General features: G+C 65.7%; 15 protein-coding genes. 12 read left to right on the plus strand and 3 right to left on the minus strand.

Translation table 11 applies throughout. The features are described from left to right. The first annotated feature begins 48 nt into the window (after positions 1-48). The 12 genes from uvrB to ACVXZ4_RS08985 all read left to right on the plus strand — a co-directional run bounded on the left by uvrB (position 49) and on the right by ACVXZ4_RS08985 (position 15,557). Entirely contained in the window at positions 49-2,118 is a 2,070-nt protein-coding gene (gene uvrB, locus ACVXZ4_RS08930; RefSeq protein WP_461797863.1) for an excinuclease ABC subunit UvrB, read from the plus strand. A 99-nt stretch (positions 2,119-2,217) separates the two neighbouring features. Beyond that, the gene (locus ACVXZ4_RS08935) at positions 2,218-3,930 is read left to right on the plus strand and encodes a type III PLP-dependent enzyme (RefSeq protein ID WP_461797864.1); all 1,713 of its coding nucleotides are present in this window, start codon (positions 2,218-2,220) and stop codon (positions 3,928-3,930) included. A gap of 46 nt (positions 3,931-3,976) precedes the next feature. Beyond that, positions 3,977-6,904: an excinuclease ABC subunit UvrA gene (gene uvrA, locus ACVXZ4_RS08940; RefSeq protein WP_461797865.1), complete on the plus strand. Its 2,928-nt coding sequence runs from the start codon at positions 3,977-3,979 to the stop codon at positions 6,902-6,904. Between the two features lie 9 nt (positions 6,905-6,913). After that, on the plus strand, positions 6,914-8,839 hold the full coding sequence (gene uvrC / locus ACVXZ4_RS08945) for an excinuclease ABC subunit UvrC (protein ID WP_461797866.1): 1,926 nt from the start codon (positions 6,914-6,916) through the stop codon (positions 8,837-8,839). Positions 8,840-8,897: 58 nt separating this feature from the next. After that, positions 8,898-9,785 (plus strand): RNase adapter RapZ, encoded by an 888-nt coding sequence (gene rapZ, locus ACVXZ4_RS08950; protein WP_461797867.1) that lies wholly within the window; start codon positions 8,898-8,900, stop codon positions 9,783-9,785. 101 nt (positions 9,786-9,886) lie between these two features. Next, positions 9,887-10,867 carry a DNA-binding protein WhiA gene (gene whiA, locus ACVXZ4_RS08955; RefSeq protein WP_461797868.1) on the plus strand — a complete coding sequence of 327 codons (981 nt, stop codon included), beginning with the start codon at positions 9,887-9,889 and terminating at the stop codon, positions 10,865-10,867. Positions 10,868-11,037: 170 nt separating this feature from the next. Then, positions 11,038-11,664, plus strand: a complete 627-nt coding sequence (locus tag ACVXZ4_RS08960) for a superoxide dismutase (RefSeq protein ID WP_461797869.1) — start codon at positions 11,038-11,040, stop codon at positions 11,662-11,664. A 145-nt stretch (positions 11,665-11,809) separates the two neighbouring features. After that, entirely contained in the window at positions 11,810-12,817 is a 1,008-nt protein-coding gene (gene gap, locus ACVXZ4_RS08965) for a type I glyceraldehyde-3-phosphate dehydrogenase (RefSeq protein ID WP_461797870.1), read from the plus strand. A 9-nt stretch (positions 12,818-12,826) separates the two neighbouring features. After that, positions 12,827-14,047 carry a phosphoglycerate kinase gene (locus tag ACVXZ4_RS08970; RefSeq protein ID WP_461797871.1) on the plus strand — a complete coding sequence of 407 codons (1,221 nt, stop codon included), beginning with the start codon at positions 12,827-12,829 and terminating at the stop codon, positions 14,045-14,047. Beyond that, entirely contained in the window at positions 14,044-14,829 is a 786-nt protein-coding gene (tpiA, locus tag ACVXZ4_RS08975) for a triose-phosphate isomerase (protein ID WP_461797872.1), read from the plus strand. The genes ACVXZ4_RS08970 and tpiA overlap by 4 nt, the downstream gene beginning before the upstream one ends. 99 nt (positions 14,830-14,928) lie before the next feature. Beyond that, positions 14,929-15,180 (plus strand): preprotein translocase subunit SecG, encoded by a 252-nt coding sequence (gene secG / locus ACVXZ4_RS08980; RefSeq protein WP_185203850.1) that lies wholly within the window; start codon positions 14,929-14,931, stop codon positions 15,178-15,180. Between the two features lie 11 nt (positions 15,181-15,191). After that, entirely contained in the window at positions 15,192-15,557 is a 366-nt protein-coding gene (locus ACVXZ4_RS08985) for an RNA polymerase-binding protein RbpA (protein ID WP_461797873.1), read from the plus strand. A gap of 420 nt (positions 15,558-15,977) precedes the next feature. Here ACVXZ4_RS08985 and pgl read toward each other — a convergent pair whose 3' ends face one another. From pgl to zwf, 3 genes are read right to left on the minus strand one after another with little or no spacing between them, the layout of a single operon-like run. Beyond that, positions 15,978-16,748, minus strand: a complete 771-nt coding sequence (gene pgl, locus ACVXZ4_RS08990) for a 6-phosphogluconolactonase (protein ID WP_461797874.1) — start codon at positions 16,746-16,748, stop codon at positions 15,978-15,980. Then, positions 16,748-17,719, minus strand: coding sequence for a glucose-6-phosphate dehydrogenase assembly protein OpcA (locus ACVXZ4_RS08995; protein ID WP_461797875.1), 972 nt, complete (start codon positions 17,717-17,719; stop codon positions 16,748-16,750). Before ACVXZ4_RS08995 ends, pgl begins: the two co-directional genes overlap by 1 nt. A gap of 22 nt (positions 17,720-17,741) precedes the next feature. Further along, a complete protein-coding gene (zwf, locus tag ACVXZ4_RS09000; protein ID WP_461797876.1) occupies positions 17,742-19,283 on the minus strand; it encodes a glucose-6-phosphate dehydrogenase in 1,542 nt (513 codons plus the stop codon). Between the last annotated feature and the right edge of the window lie 25 nt (positions 19,284-19,308).

Here is a 19,308-nt window from a genome sequence, read left to right on the forward strand (position 1 = left end):
ACGGAGATATCCGTCCGGACTGTCGGTGGTGATATCTAAGCTGGAAGCATGGAACCGACACGAGTCGTACGCCCTTTCGAGGTCATCAGCGACTACACGCCGAGCGGTGACCAGCCGACGGCGATCGCCGAGCTGACGGCGAGGATCAACGCGGGCGAGACCGACATCGTGCTTCTCGGCGCCACCGGTACCGGCAAGTCGGCGACTACGGCCTGGCTCATCGAGGCCGTGCAGCGTCCGACGCTGGTGCTCGCACACAACAAAACGCTCGCGGCGCAGCTTGCCAACGAATTCCGTGAACTCATGCCCAACAACGCTGTCGAGTATTTCGTCTCGTACTACGACTACTACCAGCCCGAGGCGTACGTTCCCCAGACCGACACCTTCATCGAGAAGGACTCCTCTGTCAACGCCGAGGTCGAGCGGCTCCGTCACTCCACCACGAATGCGCTGCTCAGCCGTCGCGACGTGATCGTGGTGTCGACCGTCTCCTGCATCTACGGTCTCGGCTCGTCCGAGGAGTACCTCGAGGCGATGATGGCGCTCCGGGTGGGCATGTCGATCAACCGCGAGACGCTCATCCGAAAGTTCGTCTCGATGCAGTACCAGCGCAACGACGTCGACTTCTCCCGGGGCAACTTCCGCGTGCGTGGAGACACGATCGAGATCATCCCGATGTATGAGGAGCTGGCCATCCGCATCGAGATGTTCGGGGACGAGATCGAGGGTTTGTACAGCCTTCATCCCCTGACCGGCGACGTGGTGCAGAAGCTCGACGCGGTATCCGTCTTCCCCGGTTCGCACTATGTCGCGGGCCAGGAGCGTATGCACGCGGCGATCAAGACGATCAAGGTGGAACTCGAGGAGCGGCTGGCGCAGCTCGAGCGGGAGGGCAAGCTGCTCGAGGCCCAGCGACTGCGCATGCGCACGACCTTCGACATCGAGATGATGGAGCAGATCGGGTTCTGCAGCGGCATCGAGAACTACTCCCGCCACATCGACCAGCGACAGCCGGGCGAGGCCCCGCACTGCCTCATCGACTACTTCCCAGACGACTTCCTCGTGGTGATCGACGAGTCGCACGTGACGGTTCCGCAGATCGGCGCGATGTACGAGGGCGATGCCTCCCGCAAGCGAACCCTCGTGGATCACGGTTTCCGGCTGCCGAGCGCCCTCGACAACCGTCCGCTCAAGTTCAACGAGTTCCTCGACCGGGTCGGCCAGAAGGTCTACCTGTCGGCGACGCCGGGCAAGTACGAGATGGGCATCACCGACAGTGTCGTGGAGCAGATCATCCGTCCCACCGGCCTCATCGACCCGGAGATCGTGGTGAAGCCGTCCAAGGGTCAGATCGACGATCTGCTCGAGGAGATCCGTAAGCGAACCGCAGCGAACGAGCGGGTGCTCGTGACCACCCTCACCAAGAAGATGGCGGAAGAGCTCACCGAGTTCCTCGGCGAGGCGGGGGTGCGCGTGCGCTACCTGCACTCGGACGTCGATACCCTTCGCCGCGTCGAGTTGCTCACCGAGTTGCGTCAGGGCGTCTACGACGTGCTCGTCGGTATCAACCTTCTGCGGGAGGGGCTCGACCTTCCAGAGGTGTCGCTCGTCGCGATCCTCGACGCCGACAAGGAGGGATTCCTGCGCTCGTCGACCTCCCTCATCCAGACGATCGGGCGCGCCGCGCGCAACGTGTCCGGCGCCGTCCACATGTACGCCGACGTAATGACCGACTCGATGAAGCTCGCCATCTCGGAGACCACCCGGCGCCGTGAACTCCAGGTCGCCTACAACCTCGAACGCGGGGTCGATCCGCAACCACTGCGCAAGAAGATCGCCGACATCACCGAATCCCTCAACCGTGAGGGAGCCGACACCGCCGAGCTGCTGTCGAGCCGGGACGGCCGAAAACGTTCCCCCACCCCGAACCTGAAAAGGCACGGCGGGCTCGCAGCGACCGGGGCGAACGACCTCGAGTCGATCATCCGGGATCTCAACGATCAGATGCTGCAGGCCGCGGGAGAGCTGAAGTTCGAGCTCGCCGGGAGGCTGCGCGACGAGGTCTCCGACCTGAAGAAGGAGCTTCGGCAGATGGAAGCGGCGGGGCACCTCTCCTAGCCAGAAGCGACGATCGTCGGCTCCGTTGTATCACCGGGGCACCGACACCCTCTTAATCCGCAATGAGGTCGCCCCCGAGACCTCGGAAAAGCGGATGCCGTGTCGAGCAGCAGGCGGAGCGTCGGATTCTGGATCCGGCGGTACCTACCGAGTGAGGTCGCCGGAACGGCGACGGCGCTTCTGGCGGCCGGCCTTGCCTACGCGACGACGGGTTCGCTGCTCGTCGCAGCGATCGCCGGCACCGTCGGGGAGAACCTGGGCTTCTACGGGGTCGCCGGCGCGCGCAACTTCGCCGAGCAGTGGCGGCTGTCGAGCGGCGAGCCGTCGCAGCGTCGCCGATCCTCCCTCGCCCGCGCAGCGTGGCTCTCGGCTGTCGAATTCGGTCCCGCCGAACTCGTCGACACCTTCGCCGTGCGTCCGCTCCTGCTGTGGATCGCTCCCCTCGTGATCGGGGTGCCGCTCGCCGGGTGGGTCATCGGCAAGGTGGGCGCCGATCTCGTCTTCTACGGCGTCGCCGGGATGGGCTATGTGATGGGACGACGCTGGGACGAGGCCCGCCGGCGTTCGAGTGTCGTGATTGCTCCCGACGAGACTGCGCTCGAAGGCGCCATGAGGTCGAGGCGGATCGACGGCGTGCGGGCGACCCTCGCCGAGGTGGACCTCGACGCAATGGTCACCCTGCACGGCACGCCCCTTCTCGTGCTCGACACGGGCCGCGTGGCCGCGCAGTACACGCGACTTCGCGCCGCACTGCCGTTCGTGCGGTGGCACTACGCGGTCAAGGCGCTCTCGCATCCCGCCGTAATCGAGACCCTCGCCTCCCTCGGGGCGGCATTCGACGTGGCGAGCGATTGCGAGATCGACGTGGTGGCCCGTCATGGAATCACCCCTGATCGCATCATCCACACCCAACCGGTCAAGTCCCCGACCGAGATCACCCGGGCCTATGTGCTCGGCATCCGCACCTTCGTCATCGACAGCGCGGGGGAGCTGGCGAAGTTCCGCAATGTGCCGGCGAATGTGTCGCTGCTCATCCGTCTGGCCTATCGCAATCCGGAGGCCAAAAGCGACCTCTCCAGCAAGTTCGGGGTGTCTCCCGTCGAAGCGGAGGTATTGCTCTCCCAGGCCATCGCGCAGGGCAATCATGTCGCCGGATTCAGCTTCCACGTCGGGAGCCAGCTCGACAGTGTCGATGCCTTCGTCACGGCCACCACGGCGACGCTCGAGTTGATGGACCGGCTGGAGCGCCAATGGAACATGCAGTTCACGATGCTCGACATCGGTGGCGGATTCCCGGTCGGCTATCGAACGGATGTCGCGAGCATCGAGCAGATCGCCGGTGCCCTTCGGCCTTTGCTCGAGCCGCGTTCCGCACGACTGCGCATCATCGCCGAGCCTGGGCGCATCCTGGTCGCCGACGCGGCGACGCTGGTGAGCCGGGTCGTCGGAGTGCGGGACCGGGACGGCGAGGCGTGGTGCTTCATCGACGACGGGGTCTACGGCAGCTACTCGAATGTGATGACCGAGGCTGTTCACCCGGTGATCCTCGCCCGATCGGAGCTCGACCGGGAGGCATCCGCCCTAGTTCCGACGACCGTCGGCGGTCCCACCTGCGACAGCGCGGATGTCGTCGCGCGACGATACCCGCTGCCTCGGTTGCGTGAGGGCGACCTTCTCCTCAGCCCCACGATGGGGGCGTACACCTCCGTCACCGCGACGACCTTCAACGGCCGCCGTCCGGCGAAGGTGGTCGTATTGGAGCGGGCCGTGGCCACCCAGCGTGCTGCGGGCCTACTCTTCGCTACGCACTGAGCGAACCCCGGCATTCAATGTCGGTGGCCTGCATAGAATCTATAGAGTGTCTATTTCCCGCGTCGAGTCCGGTTCGAAGCTCTCCGTCCATGGTGCGCGAGTGCACAATCTCAAGGGTGTCGACCTCGAGATTCCGCGTGATTCCCTCGTGGTGTTCACCGGCCTGTCCGGATCGGGCAAATCGTCCCTCGCGTTCGACACGATCTTCGCGGAGGGGCAGCGACGCTACGTCGAATCCCTCTCGGCCTACGCGCGGCAGTTCCTCGGCCAGGTCGACCGACCCGACGTCGACTTCATCGATGGACTGAGTCCGGCGGTCTCGATCGACCAGAAGTCGACCAACCGCAACCCGCGTTCCACCGTCGGCACGATCACCGAGATCTACGACTACATGCGCCTGCTCTGGGCCCGCATCGGCGTGCCGCATTGCGCGATCTGCGGAGAGAAGATCGAGCGGCAGACCGTGCAGCAGATCGCCGACCAGCTGATGACCCTCGAGACCGGCGTGCGGTACCAGATCGTCAGCCCGGTGATCTCGCAGAAGAAGGGCGAGTTCGTCGACCTCTTCAAGGAGCTGGCGGCGAGCGGGTACTCCCGCGCGATCGTCGACGGCGAGCAGATCCAGCTCAGCGAACCGCCGACCCTCAAGAAGCAGTACAAGCACGACATCTCGGTTGTGGTCGACCGCCTCGTGGCCGCCGACGACATCCTCACCAGGCTCACCGACTCCCTCGAGACCGCCCTCCGCCTCACTGACGGCCTCGTCAGCGTGAACTACGTCGATGCCACGGGTCCCGACGCGTGGCGCAACTTCAGCGAGAAGCTGTCGTGCCCCAACGGGCATCCGGTGCAGCTTACCGAGATCGAACCGCGCACCTTCTCCTTCAACGCGCCGTTCGGCGCCTGCCCGGAATGCTCCGGCCTCGGCACGAAGATGTCCGTCGACTCCGAGCTGCTCCTCGGCGATCCCGCGCTGAGTCTGGCCGACGGGGTCATCCTGCCCTGGACCCAGTCCGGCAAGGGCCTGTTCAACTACTTCCAGCGCCTGCTCGAGGGCCTGGCCGCAGACCTGGACTTCTCGCTCAAGACGCCGTGGCGCGATCTCGACGCGGACATCCAGAACGCCATCCTCAAGGGCAACGACTTCCAGGTCACCGTCAAGTGGAAGAACCGCTTCGGCCGCGAGATGAAGTACTCCACCGGGTTCGAGGGAGTGATGCCGTACATCGAGCGCAAGTTCCTCGAGGCGGAGACAGATTCGGCCCGCCAGCGCTACTCCGCCTACCTCCGGGAGATCGACTGCCCGGTCTGCGAGGGCAAGCGATTGAAGCCAGAGGTCCTCGCCGTCACCGTGCACGACTACAACATCGCGGATGTCGCGGAACTCAGCCTTCTCGACGCCTTCGACTTCATGCAGCGCCTCGAACTCTCCGCGCGGGACGCCAAGATCGCCGCCCAGGTGCTTCGCGAGATTCGACTTCGCCTCGAGTTCCTGATCGAGGTGGGGCTGAGCTACCTCAATCTCGCCCGCTCGGCCGGATCCCTCTCGGGCGGCGAGGCGCAGCGCATCAGGCTCGCGACGCAGATCGGATCGGGCCTCACGGGCGTGCTGTACGTGCTCGACGAACCGAGTATCGGCCTGCACCAGCGCGACAATCGCCGGCTCATTGAGACCCTCGTGAAGCTCAAGAACCTCGGCAACACCCTCATCGTCGTCGAGCACGACGAAGACACCATCCGCACCGCCGACTGGATCGTCGACATCGGGCCGGGGGCGGGGGAGCACGGGGGTGAGGTGGTGCACTCCGGGTCCTATGAGGCGCTTCTCGCCAACACCGAATCGATGACCGGCGACTACCTCTCCGGACGTCGCTCGATCGATACTCCGAAGTCGCGACGTCCCATCGACAAGAAGCGGATGCTCACGGTCGAGGGCGCGCGGGCCAACAACCTGCGCAACGTCACCGCCGAGTTCCCGCTCGGAACCTTCACGGCGGTCACCGGGGTCAGCGGTTCGGGCAAGTCCAGTCTGATCAACGACATCCTCTACAAGGTGCTCGCCAACGAGCTCAACGGCGCGCGCCAGATTCCGGGCAAGCACACCAGAGTCACCGGTCTCGACAACCTCGACAAGGTCGTCCACGTCGATCAGGCACCGATCGGTCGCACCCCGCGCTCCAATCCCGCCACCTATACGGGTGTGTTCGACAAGATCCGCACCCTGTTCAGTGAGACCCAGGATGCGAAGGCACGAGGCTACCTCCCCGGTCGGTTCAGCTTCAATGTGAAGGGTGGCCGCTGCGAGAACTGCTCCGGCGACGGCACGATCAAGATCGAGATGAACTTCCTGCCCGATGTGTACGTGGTGTGTGAGGTCTGCAACGGGGCCCGCTACAACCGCGAGACCCTCGCGGTGCACTACAAAGGCAAGAGCATCGCCGAGGTGCTCGACATGCCGATCAGTGAGGCCGCGGACTTCTTCGAGGCGATCTCTTCGATCAGCCGGTTCTTGAAGACCCTTGTGGATGTCGGCCTCGGCTACGTGCGACTCGGACAGAGCGCCACGACCCTCTCCGGCGGCGAGGCCCAGCGGGTGAAGCTCGCCACCGAGTTGCAGAAGCGCTCGATGGGCCGCAGCATCTACGTCCTGGACGAACCGACGACCGGCCTCCACTTCGAAGACGTGCGCAAGCTCCTGCTCGTGCTCAACGGACTCGTCGACAAGGGCAACACCGTGATCGTGATCGAGCACAACCTCGATGTGATCAAGTCCGCGGACTGGCTCATCGATCTCGGTCCAGAGGGAGGGGCCGGCGGGGGAGAGATCCTCGCGGTCGGAACGCCGGAACACCTCGCGACAGTCGAGGCGAGCTTCACGGGATCCTTCCTCAAGGAGATCCTTCCGGTACCGGTCGCGCCGGTGCGGCGCAAGAAGCCCGCTGCCGGCCGCGCCAAGGCTCTCGCCACCACCTAGGCTCGCGCTGTGTCCGATACCGTCCCCTGGCGCCCCAAAGCCGGCGAGATCCCCCAGCAGCCCGGTGTCTATCGATTCCGGGATGCCTCGCAACGTGTGCTCTACGTGGGAAAGGCGAAGAACCTCCGGGCTCGCCTGAGCAACTATTTCGCCCCGCTGGCCAGCCTCCACGAGCGCACCCGACGTATGGTGCTGAGCGCGTCATCCGTCGAGTGGACCGTGGTCGGCACCGAGTTCGAAGCTCTCCAGCTGGAGTTCACCTGGATCAACGAGTTCGATCCGCCGTTCAACGTCCAGTTCCGCGACGACAAGTCCTACCCGTATCTGGCCATTACTTTGGGGGAGGATGTGCCGCGAGTACTGGTCACCCGCAACCGCACTCTCAAGAGCGCCCGCTATTTCGGCCCGTACACCAAGGTCTGGGCGATCCGGGAGACCGTCGATCTGATGCTCAAGGCGTTCCCGATGCGCAGTTGCTCGGATTCGACCTACAAGCGCGCGGAACAGACCGGCCGTCCCTGCCTTCTCGGTGATATCGGCAAATGCGCTGCGCCGTGTGTCGGCCGCGTCTCCAAAGAGGAGCACAAGTCCATCGCTGTGGACTTCGCCTCCTTCATGGCGGGCAACGACTCCAAGTTCGTGGGGGAGGTGTCGCGCAAGATGAAGGCGGCGGCCGCCATCCAGGACTACGAGTCCGCGGCGAAGTTCCGCGACCAGCTCGGCGCGCTCGAAACGGCACTCTCCAAGAACACCGTCGTACTGTCGGAGGACGTGGATGCCGACATCTTCGGTATCGCCCACGACGAGCTTGCCGCGGCGGTTCAGCAGTTCACTGTGCGCGGCGGCCGCATCCGTGGAGTACGCAGCTGGGTGGTGGACAAGGAGCTCGATCTCGAACTCGCCGAGCTCGTCGAGACGGTGGTCCACAACGCCTACGACGAACTCGACCCGCCGCGGCTGGTGGTAGTGCCGGTGCTTCCGGATGATTCGGCCGACTTGGAGACCTGGCTCACCGAACTGCGCGGCCAGCGTGGAGTCGGCAGCGGCAAGGTCGTGATGCGCGTCGCCCAGCGGGGCGAACTCGCGGCCCTCGCCCTCACCGTGGCCACCAATGCCCGCAACGCGCTGATCCTCTACAAGACCCGCCGAAGCGGGGACTTCGTCGCTCGCTCCCAGGCTCTCGCCGACATCCAGGATGCCCTCGGCATGGAGGACGCCCCACTGCGCATGGAGTGTTACGACGTCTCCCACCTGAGCGGAACGAACATCGTCGCGTCGATGGTCGTGTTCGAAGACGGTCTGCCGCGCAAGGACCAGTACCGGCGGTTCAGCATCCCCGAGTCCACCGACGACACGGAGTCGATCTATCAGACCCTGTCCCGTCGCCTCGCCCATCTCGACGATGATCCCGTGTCTGCAGTTTCTGAGGCCCTCACCGCTGCCGAGAGCGGCGAGGTGGTCGACCCCGGCGACACCGGCGCCGGCTCGGCACGCCCGCGTTTCGCCTATCGCCCCAACCTCCTCATCGTGGACGGGGGCCAGCCGCAGGTGGCTGCCGCCGCACGGGCCCTCGCCGACGCGGGCATCACGGGAATCGCCCTGTGCGGTATCGCGAAGCGCCTCGAGGAGATCTGGCTGCCCGGTAACGACTATCCGGTGATCCTTCCCCGCAACAGCGATGCTCTCTTCCTGATCCAGCGCATCCGCGACGAAGCACACCGGTTCGCAATCACCTACCAGCGCCAGAGGCGCAAACGCGATGTCGGGTCCGTGCTGTCGGAGATCCCCGGTCTCGGACCGGCCAGGGTCAAAGAGCTGCTGCGCCATTTCGGATCGGTGACCCAGCTGCGGGCGGCCGATGCGGAGGCGATCGCGGAGGTCAAGGGAGTCGGCTCCGTGATCGCGCAGACCATCTTCGAGAAACTCCGGGAGTGAGTTCGTCGCTAGGCTTGAGTCTCAGGCAACCGCCCAGGAGTGAAGGTGTGACCACGCGATGACCGGGGACAGCTACCGCCAGGGGCAGCACCAGGAGGTGCTCATCGTCACCGGCATGTCCGGCGCCGGCAGATCGACGGTGGGCAATGCCCTCGAGGACCTCGGCTGGTACGTCGTCGACAATCTGCCGCCGCAGATGCTCCGGCCGCTTGTCGAGCTCGCAGGAAAGGCGGGCAACAACCTGCCGAAGGTCGCCGCCATCGTCGACGTGCGCGGGGGAAAGCTGTTCGCCGACCTCGAGGAGACCGTCGAGGCTCTGCGGGAGGCCACTCCCGTCCGCGTGCTCTTCCTCGAAGCGACGGATGCCGCGCTCGTGCGTCGTTTCGAGCAGGTGCGTCGTCCGCATCCGCTCCAGGGTGACGGCACGCTCCTCGACGGGATCGGAGCGGAGCGGCAGCGGATGCTCGGACTGCGCGAGTCGAGCGACATCGTCGTCGACACCTCCGACCTCAACATCCACCAACTCGCGACCACGATCTCCGAGACCTTCTCCAGCGCCGATACGCCGGGGCTTCAACTCACGGTGCTCAGCTTCGGCTACAAGTACGGACTGCCCGCCGACGCGGACCTCGTAGCGGATATGCGCTTCCTGCCCAACCCTTTCTGGGTTCCCGCCCTTCGGGCGCTCAGCGGGCTGGACGCGCCGGTCAGCGACTACGTGCTCTCCCAGGAGGGTGCGTCCGAATTCATCGACCGGTACGTGCTCGCACTCGCCCCGGTGCTTGCGGGGTACCAGCGCGAGAACAAGAGACACGCTACGATCGCCATTGGGTGCACGGGGGGAAAGCACCGGTCGGTGGCCGTCGTTCAGCGCCTGGCCGGCCTCCTGCGCGAACAGCCTGGAGTTGCGGTCAGCATCAAGCACCGCGACCTTGGACGCGAGTAGCGCGTCGCTACCCACCACGACTTCGATGGCCCCGGACCCCGGCCGACCCCGGTCGGAACCGAATACGCCATCCTCGAATAACTGATAGTTAGGAACACGGATTGGCCCTCACTGCCGACGTCAAAGACGAACTCGCCCGCATCGATGTGAGTAAGACAACGGTTCGCGCGGCGGAGCTCGCGACCATCCTCCGGTTCTCCGGTGGGTTGCACCTGATCTCTGGTCGCATCGCCGTCGAGTCCGAGCTCGATACCGCTCAACTCGCTCGGAGGGTTCGCAAAGACCTCGCCGAGCTCTACGGCGTGAAGAGCGAGATCTCGGTGATCTCTGCCTCCGGCCTTCGGCGCACGAGCCATTACCTGGTGCGCGTTCTCGACGGGGGAGAGACGCTCGCGCGCCAGACCGGGCTGCTGGACGCCCGCCGCCGCCCGATCCGCGGCCTCCCGAACAAGCTGACGACTGGTAGCCGCGAGGAGCTCGCGGCAGTCTGGCGCGGTGCGTTCCTCGCACACGGTTCGCTCACCGATCCCGGACGCTCGGCGGCCCTGGAGATCACCTGCCCCGGCAATGAGTCGGCGATGGCACTCGTCGGGGCGGCCGGTCGGCTGAAGATCGCCGCGAAGGCGCGTGAGGTGCGAGGAGTGCACCGGGTCGTCATCCGTGATGGCGAGGCGATCAGCGCGATGCTGGTGCATATGGGCGCGCATTCGACAGTGCTCAACTGGGAAGAACTACGCCAGAGGCGCGAAGTGCGCGCCACCGCCAACCGCCTCGTGAATTTCGACGACGCGAACCTGCGGCGGTCCGCCCAGGCCGCTGTCGCCGCCTGCGCGCGGGTGGAGCGCGCGCTCGAAATCCTCGACGGCAACGTGCCAGAGCACCTGCGCTACGCCGGCGACCTCCGGCTTCGATTCCGGGACTCGAGCCTCGACGAGCTCGGCCACCACGCGGATCCACCGATGACGAAGGATGCCGTCGCCGGCCGCATCCGTCGCCTCCTGGCTATGGCCGACAAGCGTGCCGTCGACCTCGGCATCCCCGGTACCGATGCGAATCTGCCCCCGGACTACGAAGACGCCTGAACTTCTCGTCGCATCGCGGTCTCGCTCGGTCCTGAACAGGTTCTGAACGTCACCTGACCGGGAGGGAAGCATCCGATGAGTGCCCCTGCCTGGCCGAGTACACTGAAAAAAGACCCGGATCGACTCAAAACTCGCACGTCGACGGGGCTAATCACAAAGGAGATCGCACTATGGCCGATTACACTCTGCCCGAACTGGGATACGACTACGGAGCGCTTGCTCCGAGCATCAGCGGCGCCATCATGGAGCTTCACCACTCCAAGCATCACCAGGCCTATGTGACCGGGGCCAATGCGGCCGTCGCGGCTCTCGCCGCCGCCCGCGATGCCGGCGACCTCGCCAATGTCAACAAGCTCGAGAAGGACCTCGCGTTCAACCTCGGTGGCCACGTGAACCACTCGATCTTCTGGACCAACCTCTCGCCGGACGGCGGCGACAAGCCGGTCGGGGAGCTCGCCTCTGCGATCGACGACAACTTCGGATCCTTCGACAAGTTCACGGCGCACTTCACTGCCGCGGCACTCGGCGTCCAGGGTTCGGGCTGGGCGGCCCTCGTCTGGGACTCCATCGGCGAGAAGCTGCTCATCAGCCAGTTCTTCGACCAGCAGTCGAACTTCGCAGCCGGTACCGTTCCGGTTCTGATGCTCGACGTCTGGGAGCACGCCTACTACCTCGACTACAAGAACGTGCGGGCGGACTACGTCAAGGCGTTCTGGAACATCGCCAACTGGGCCAACGTGCAGAAGCGATTCGATGTCGCTCGCGAAAAGACCAACGGCCTGCTGCTAATCTCATAGAAAATCAGCCTGTCATAGCAAATCTGCCAAGGCAGTCGAGCGCGGTGCGGCCGGGTCGATCCCGGCCCCACCCGCGCTCCCATCCCCACAGAACCACACCCCCCCATAAAGTCGCGCTCACGGCGCCTCAGCAACAGGAGTTCTCTTGACTGTCAAGATCGGTATCAACGGCTTCGGCCGAATTGGTCGTAACTACCTCCGCGCAGTACTCGCGCAGGGCGCTGACCTCGAAGTCGTCGCCGTCAACGACCTCACCGACCCCAAGTCGCTCGCCCACCTCCTCAAGTACGACTCTGTCGCCGGCCGACTGTCGGAAGACGTCTCGGTCGATGGTGAATTCATCGTCGTCGGAGGCAAGCGCATCAAGGTACTCGCCGAGCGCGATCCCGCCAACCTCGGCTGGGGCGCCCTCGGTGTCGACATCGTCATCGAGTCGACCGGCCGCTTCACCAACGCGAAGGATGCGGTCAAGCACATCGAAGCCGGCGCCAAGAAGGTAATCATCTCGGCCCCGGCGACCGATGACGACGGCACCTTCGTCATGGGCGTGAACGAGCACCTCTACGACGCCGCGACCCAGCACATCCTCTCCAACGCGTCGTGCACGACCAACTGCATCGCTCCGCTCGCGAAGGTGTTCATGGAGGCATTCGGCATCGAGCGCGGCCTCATGACCACGGTTCACGCCTACACGGCCGACCAGAACCTGCAGGACGGCCCGCACAGCGACCTTCGTCGTGCCCGTGCCGCGGCGCTCAACATCATTCCGGCCTCGACGGGTGCCGCGAAGGCCCTCGGCCTCGTCATCCCGGAGCTCGTCGGCAAGCTCGACGGCTATGCGCTGCGCGTGCCGGTGCCCACCGGCTCGATCGTCGACCTCACCATCGAGTCCAGCCGCAATGTCACCGTGGCCGAGATCAACGCCGCGTACAAGGCGGCATCCGAGAGTGGCGTTCTCAAGGGATACCTGAGCTACACCGAGGACCCGATCGTCTCGAGTGACATCCAGGGCGACCCGCACTCCTGCATCTTCGATGCCGGCCTCACCAAGGTGATCGGCAACCAGGTGAAGGTCGCCGGGTGGTACGACAACGAGTGGGGCTACTCCAACCGTCTCGTCGACTTCACCGAGTACGTCGCAGACCGCCTGTAAGGCAGCCGGATGACGCTCCGCACGATCGATTCCCTCGGTTCGCTTGCGGGCAGGACGGTCATCGTCCGCTGTGATCTGAACGTGCCTCTCAAGGACGCCCAGATCACGGACGATGGTCGCATCCGCGCCTCGCTGCCCACGCTGAACCTGCTCATCCACGCCGGCGCCCGCGTGGTCGTCGTCTCGCACCTCGGGCGCCCCGATGGCGCGCCGGACGCGAAGTACAGCCTCGCGCCGGTCGCCCAGCGGTTGAGCGAACTTCTCGGCAAGTCCGTCACATTCGCTTCAGACACCGTCGGTGCTTCCGCTGCGGATGCCGTGGCCGGCTTGGCCGACGGAGATGTCGCGCTGCTCGAGAACCTCCGGTTCAATGCAGGCGAGACTGCGAAGAGTGCGGATGAGCGCCGGGAATTCGCGAGCAAACTCGCGGCCGTCGGCGACGCGTTCGTGTCCGACGGGTTCGGGGTCGTTCACCGCAAACAGGCGAGCGTCTACGAACTCGCTGAACTGCTGCCGAGCGCGGCCGGAACACTGATCGCTGCGGAACTCGACGTGCTCGATCGTCTCACCGAGACTCCGAGCAAGCCCTACGCCGTGGTGCTCGGCGGGTCGAAGGTGTCAGACAAGCTCGGCGTCATCGCCCACCTCCTTCCGCGGGTGGACTCGTTGCTCATCGGTGGCGGCATGCTCTTCACCTTCCTCGCCGCCCAGGGACACAAGGTCGGTGCGAGTCTTCTCGAGATCGATCAGCTCGAGGTCGTTCGCGGGTATCTGGCGAAGGCCGAAGAACTCGGTGTCGACATCGTGCTCCCGTCCGATGTCGTCGTCGCGTCGAAGTTCGGAGCTGATGCGGAGCACGAGGTGCGACCGGCCGACGACATCGAGGGATCGCCCTGGGGAGAGTCGGGCCTCGGCCTGGATATCGGCCCGGAGACGGCCGCACGCTTCGCCGAGGTCATCCGCGGCTCGAAGACGGTGTTCTGGAATGGTCCGATGGGCGTCTTCGAGCTCGCGCCGTTCGCTGCCGGGACGAAGACCGTCGCTCAGGCTCTTACTGAGGTCGACGGCCTCTCGGTGGTCGGCGGGGGAGACTCCGCCGCCGCGGTGCGGGCTCTCGGTTTCACCGACGACCAGTTCGGCCACATCTCGACCGGGGGCGGCGCGAGCCTCGAATTCCTGGAGGGCAAGAGTCTTCCGGGCTTGGAAGTACTGGGATGGACAGCAGCATGACCACACGCACCCCGTTCATCGCCGGCAACTGGAAGATGAACCTCGACCACCTTCAATCGATCGCCTTCGTGCAGAAACTGGCCTGGAGTCTCAAAGACGCGAGGCTCGACTACGGCACCGTCGAGGTGGCGATCTTCCCGCCGTTCACCGACCTTCGTTCGGTGCAGACACTCATCTCGGCAGACAAGCTCCCGCTGAAGTTCGGTGGGCAGGATGTCTCGGCCCACGATTCCGGTGCCTACACCGGCGAAATCTCGGGAGCCTTCCTCAAGGCGCTCGACTGCGAGTACGTGATCATCGGACACTCCGAGCGCCGCACACTCCACCACGAGACCGACGAAGAGCTCGCGGCGAAGGTCGCTGCGGCGATCACGCACGGTCTCGTGCCGGTGTTGTGCGTCGGCGAGACGGCCGAGGACCTCGAGAAGCACGGGCCGAGCGCCGTGCCCGTCGCCCAGCTGCGTGCGGCCCTCGCCTCGGTGAAGCCCGGCGCGGACATCGTCGTGGCGTATGAGCCGGTCTGGGCGATCGGCTCGGGCCAGGCTGCCACCCCGGCGCAGGCGGAGCAGGTGGCTGCCCAGCTGCGGGCGACCCTCGCCGAACTGATCGGCGAGGACGCGGCATCCGCCACCCGGATCCTCTATGGGGGATCGGTGAAGGCCTCGAACATCGCGGGCTTCATGCGCGAACCCAACGTGGACGGTGCGCTGGTGGGCGGTGCGAGCCTCGACCTCGCGGAGTTCTCGAGCATCGCCCAGTTCCAGAAGCACGTCGGAACCTGATCTCCTGCCCGGTTCGGCGGTTCACCAGGGAGCCGCCCCGGCAAGTTATACTAAACCGCGCCCGATAGACCTCATCGTCGCGCCCCAGAAAGGCTGTTCGTGGAAATTCTTCAGGTCATCCTGCAGGTTGTGCTCGGTATCACGAGCCTCCTGTTGACCCTCCTCATCCTGCTTCACCGCGGTCGCGGGGGCGGGCTGTCCGACATGTTCGGCGGCGGAGTGACCAGCAACCTCGGAGCTTCCGGCGTCGCCGAACGAAACCTCAACCGCATCACGCTGATCCTCGCGTTGATCTGGGTGGCATCGATCATCGTGCTTGGTCTGATCACCAAGTTCGACGTAACCGGCTAGGAGACGTACCCATGGCTTCAGGTGGCAGCGCTATTCGCGGATCCCGTGTGGGAGCAGGCCCGATGGGGGAGCAGGACCGTGGATTCCACGCCGAGCGCCTCCAGGTCTTCTACTGGTGTGCCAATGGCCACGAGCTGAGCCCGCACTTCCTTGCGACGATCGAGCCGGAGGAGATCCCCGAGACTCTCGACTGCCCGAACTGCGGTCTCCCCGCGGGACGCGACAAGGAGAACCCTCCGTCGGTCGTGAAGGTCGAGCCCTACAAGACCCACCTCGCCTACGTCAAGGAACGGCGTACGGAAGAGGAAGCGGCAACGCTCCTCGACGAGGCTCTCGAGCAGCTCCGCGCGCGCCGCGGTCGCCTCACGCCGCAGTAGGGCTCTTCCCGACCGGTTGCACATCACCGGTCGGGGTATACCGTCGCCCATCACGGCCCGTTGTGCGTCACCGGCTGTCCTCCGTCGCTGATTGTCGCTCGTCCCGCGCCGTCACCCGTCACGAATCGTCGCGAAGGGTACGCGAGCCGACAGTTTTCGACGGATGCGCCCCGCCCCGTGTCGGGACTGCACCTACCGCTGCAGTACCGTGTCCGATCGATTACCGCATCGCCGAGAGATGACCCGGGACTGACGGATATCCGGCCCGACGGATCACCCCCGCGCGGGACACACACCCGCCCTCGACCCGTCGGGAACGGTCGCGAACAGCTTCCACGACGACGGTTACCGACGGATGGCGCCCGCGGAAGCGGAGGGCGCCAGCGAGCGCCCAGGACCCGCCTGCGGCGACTGGACTGCTCAGTACTCGGTCGCGATCAGGTCTTCCGGCACCTCTGCGGCGGCCTCCCGGTCGACGAAGAAGACCGTGCGCAGGCGCCCCTCGACGCCAGCGACAGGCACCTCCCAGGTGCTGGCACCCGCCAGGGCGAGACCGAGGGCGGATGCCTTGTCGGGGCCGGACAGGGCGAGCCAGATGCGGTCCGCGCCGTTGATCACGGGAAGGGTGAGGCTGAGGCGCTCCGGCGGCGGCTTCGGCGAGTTGCGCACGGCGATGACGGTTCCCTCCGTCACACGGATGCCCGGGGCATCCGGGAACAGTGACGCCACATGCCCGTCGGGGCCGACGCCCAGGAAGAGGATGTCGAATCGCGGGGACTGGTGGCCGTCATCTGCGGCATCCGCGAGCTCTGCCGAATAGGCCGCGGCGGCATCCTCGAGGGTGATGCCGGTGTCCGGCGCAGGAAACCAGTGGATGTTCTCGGGGCGCAGGGCCACATGGTCCAGCAGGGCTTCACGCGCCTGGGTGTCGTTGCGCTCGGCATCGCCGCGGGGCAGCCAGCGCTCATCGCTCCACCACAGGACGACGCGGGACCAGTCGATGCTGTCACGGGCCGGGGATTCGCGGATCGCCTCCAGCACTGCACTGCCGACGGTTCCGCCGGTGAGGGCGATGTTCACCCGGGACTGCTGGTCGAGCAGGTCGACCACCTTGGTGATGAAACGGGCGGCGACCGAGCCGGCAAGGGCTTTCTTGTCCGCGTGCACCAGCACGCGACGGGCGTTCGTCATTACTCGGGTACCGCGATCGATCCAGTGACGGTCGGGGCGTCCAGGTCGGCGAGGCCGTGCTGGATCACCGCTCCGAACAGGTCGTCCGGGTCGAGGCGTCGCAGCTCTTCGGCCAGGCAATCCCGAAGGCTGCGGCGGATGAGTGAGATGTCGTGGATCGGCTGGTTCGGCTGCACGAGGGTGACGATGTTCGCGCTGGTGCGTTCGAGCTCTATGACGCCGGATGCCCGGTGCAGCCGTACCCCCTGGATGCCGCTTGACCCGTGGGAGGGAGTCACCAGCTCGTGTCGGCATGGCACCTTCAATTGCATCTGCAGCCAGGCGGCAAGGAGTCCGGTTGAGGGCGAGTCCGGCGCACCATGAACCTCCGCGCTCGTGATCGACTCGTACGGAGGCTGGTCGAGCACCGCGGCGAGTTGCGCGCGCCAGAGCGTGAGGCGCGTCCAGGAGAAATCGGTGTCGCCGGGGCTGTAGGTGCGGGAGAGGTGGTTCAGGAACCCGCGAGGGTCACGCTGGGCGGCCGCATCCGTGATGCGACGCTGGGCTATGCGACCGAGCGGTGACTGGGATGCCACTTCTGGAGCCTCTCCAGGCCACCAGGCGACGACGGGAGCGTCGGGCAGGAGGAGGCCGGTGACCAGCCCCTCCTCGTCCGAGGCCGTGTCCCCATAGGCCTTGAGCACCACGACCTCGCTCGCGCCGGCATCTCCACCGACACGGATCTGAGCGTCGAGACGCGGGGCGTCCGACATGTCGGGGCCATCCGGACCGGTCGAGATCACGATCACCCGCATCGGATGCTCGCGGGACGCGTCGTTGGCCGCCTCGATCGCCTCTTCCTCGTGGCCGAGGTTCGTGGAGATCACGAGGGTGAGCACGCGCCCGAGAGCGACAGCGCCACCCTCCTCACGGATCTTTACCAGGGTCTTCGAGATCTGGCTCGTGGTGGTGTTGGGAAGATCGACGATCATGGACGTCTCCAGGTTGAGGTGGTCACGGGCGTCGCCAGACGCGTCCGTCGCGGGCGAGGAGTTCGTCGGCGGATGCCGGACCCCAGGTGCCCGGACGGTACTGTTCGGGCTGGCCCTGGGTCGCCCAGTACTCCTCGATCGGGTCGAGGATCATCCAGCTGAGTTCCACCTCCTGGTGGCGGGGGAACAGCGGCGGGTCGCCGAGGAGCACGTCGAGGATGAGGCGTTCGTAAGCCTCGGGGCTCGCCTCGGTGAAGGCGTGGCCGTAGCCGAAGTCCATGGTGACGTCGCGAACCTGCATCCCGGCTCCGGGCACCTTCGATCCGAAGCGGATGGTGACGCCCTCATCCGGCTGCACACGGATGACGAGCGCGTTCTGCCCGAGAGCGGAGGTCTGGCTCTCGGCGAAGAGGTACTGAGGCGCGCGCTTGAACACGACGGCGATCTCGGTGACCCGTCGCCCGAGGCGCTTGCCGGCGCGCAGGTAGAAGGGCACTCCCGCCCAGCGGCGGGTGCCGATGTCCAGGCGGATGGCGGCGAAGGTCTCGGTGAGGGACTTCGGGTTCATGCCGTCTTCCTCGAGGAATCCGACCACCTTCTCACCACCCTGCCAGCCGCTGGCGTACTGTCCGCGAGCGGTCGAGTGGGAGAGGTCCTTCGGCAGGCGGATCGCCGAGAGCACCTTCTCCTTCTCGGCGCGGAGGTCCTTGGCTGCGAACGACACGGGCTCCTCCATCGCCGTGAGGGCGAGGAGTTGCAGGAGGTGGTTCTGGATGACGTCGCGCGCGGCGCCGATCCCGTCGTAGTAGCCCGCACGGCCGCCGACTCCGATGTCTTCTGCCATGGTGATCTGCACATGGTCGACGTAGTTCGCGTTCCAAATGGGTTCGTACAGCTGGTTGGCGAAGCGGAGGGCCAGGATGTTCTGGACGGTCTCCTTGCCGAGGTAATGGTCGATCCGGAACACGGAGTCCGGGGGGAACACCGACTCCACGACGTCATTGAGTTCGCGGGCCGTCTTGAGGTCGCTTCCAAACGGCTTCTCGATCACGACACGGCGCCACGCGCCATCCACCTCATCGGCCAGCCCAGACCGTCGAAGCTGCTCCGTGACCTGCGGGAACGACTTCGGCGGGATCGAAAGGTAGAAGGCGTGGTTGCCCATCGTGCCGCGCGTCTCGTCGAGCTCCTCGAGGGTTTTCTTGAGCTCGGCGAACGCCTTGTCGTCGTCGAACTCTCCCTGCACGAAGCGGATGCCTTCGGCCAATTGCTTCCACACGTCTTCGTCGAACGGCGTGCGTGCATATTGCTCGACGGCATCGTGCACCACCTTGGCGAAATCCTGGTCGACCCAGTCGCGCCGGGCGAACCCCACAAGCGCAAAGCCCGGGGGGAGGAGTCCGCGGTTGGCGAGGTCGTAGACCGCCGGCATCAGCTTCTTGCGGGCGAGGTCACCCGTCACTCCGAAGATGATCAGGGCGCTCGGCCCAGCGATCCTGTTGAGACGGCGGTCGGAGGGCAACCTCAGCGGGTTGAACTCCGGCGTGATTTCCACCGGGGACATTCGGCTCCTTGCGGGTTCGTGTCGG

The sequence above is a fragment of the Lacisediminihabitans sp. FW035 genome (genome assembly GCF_054880895.1).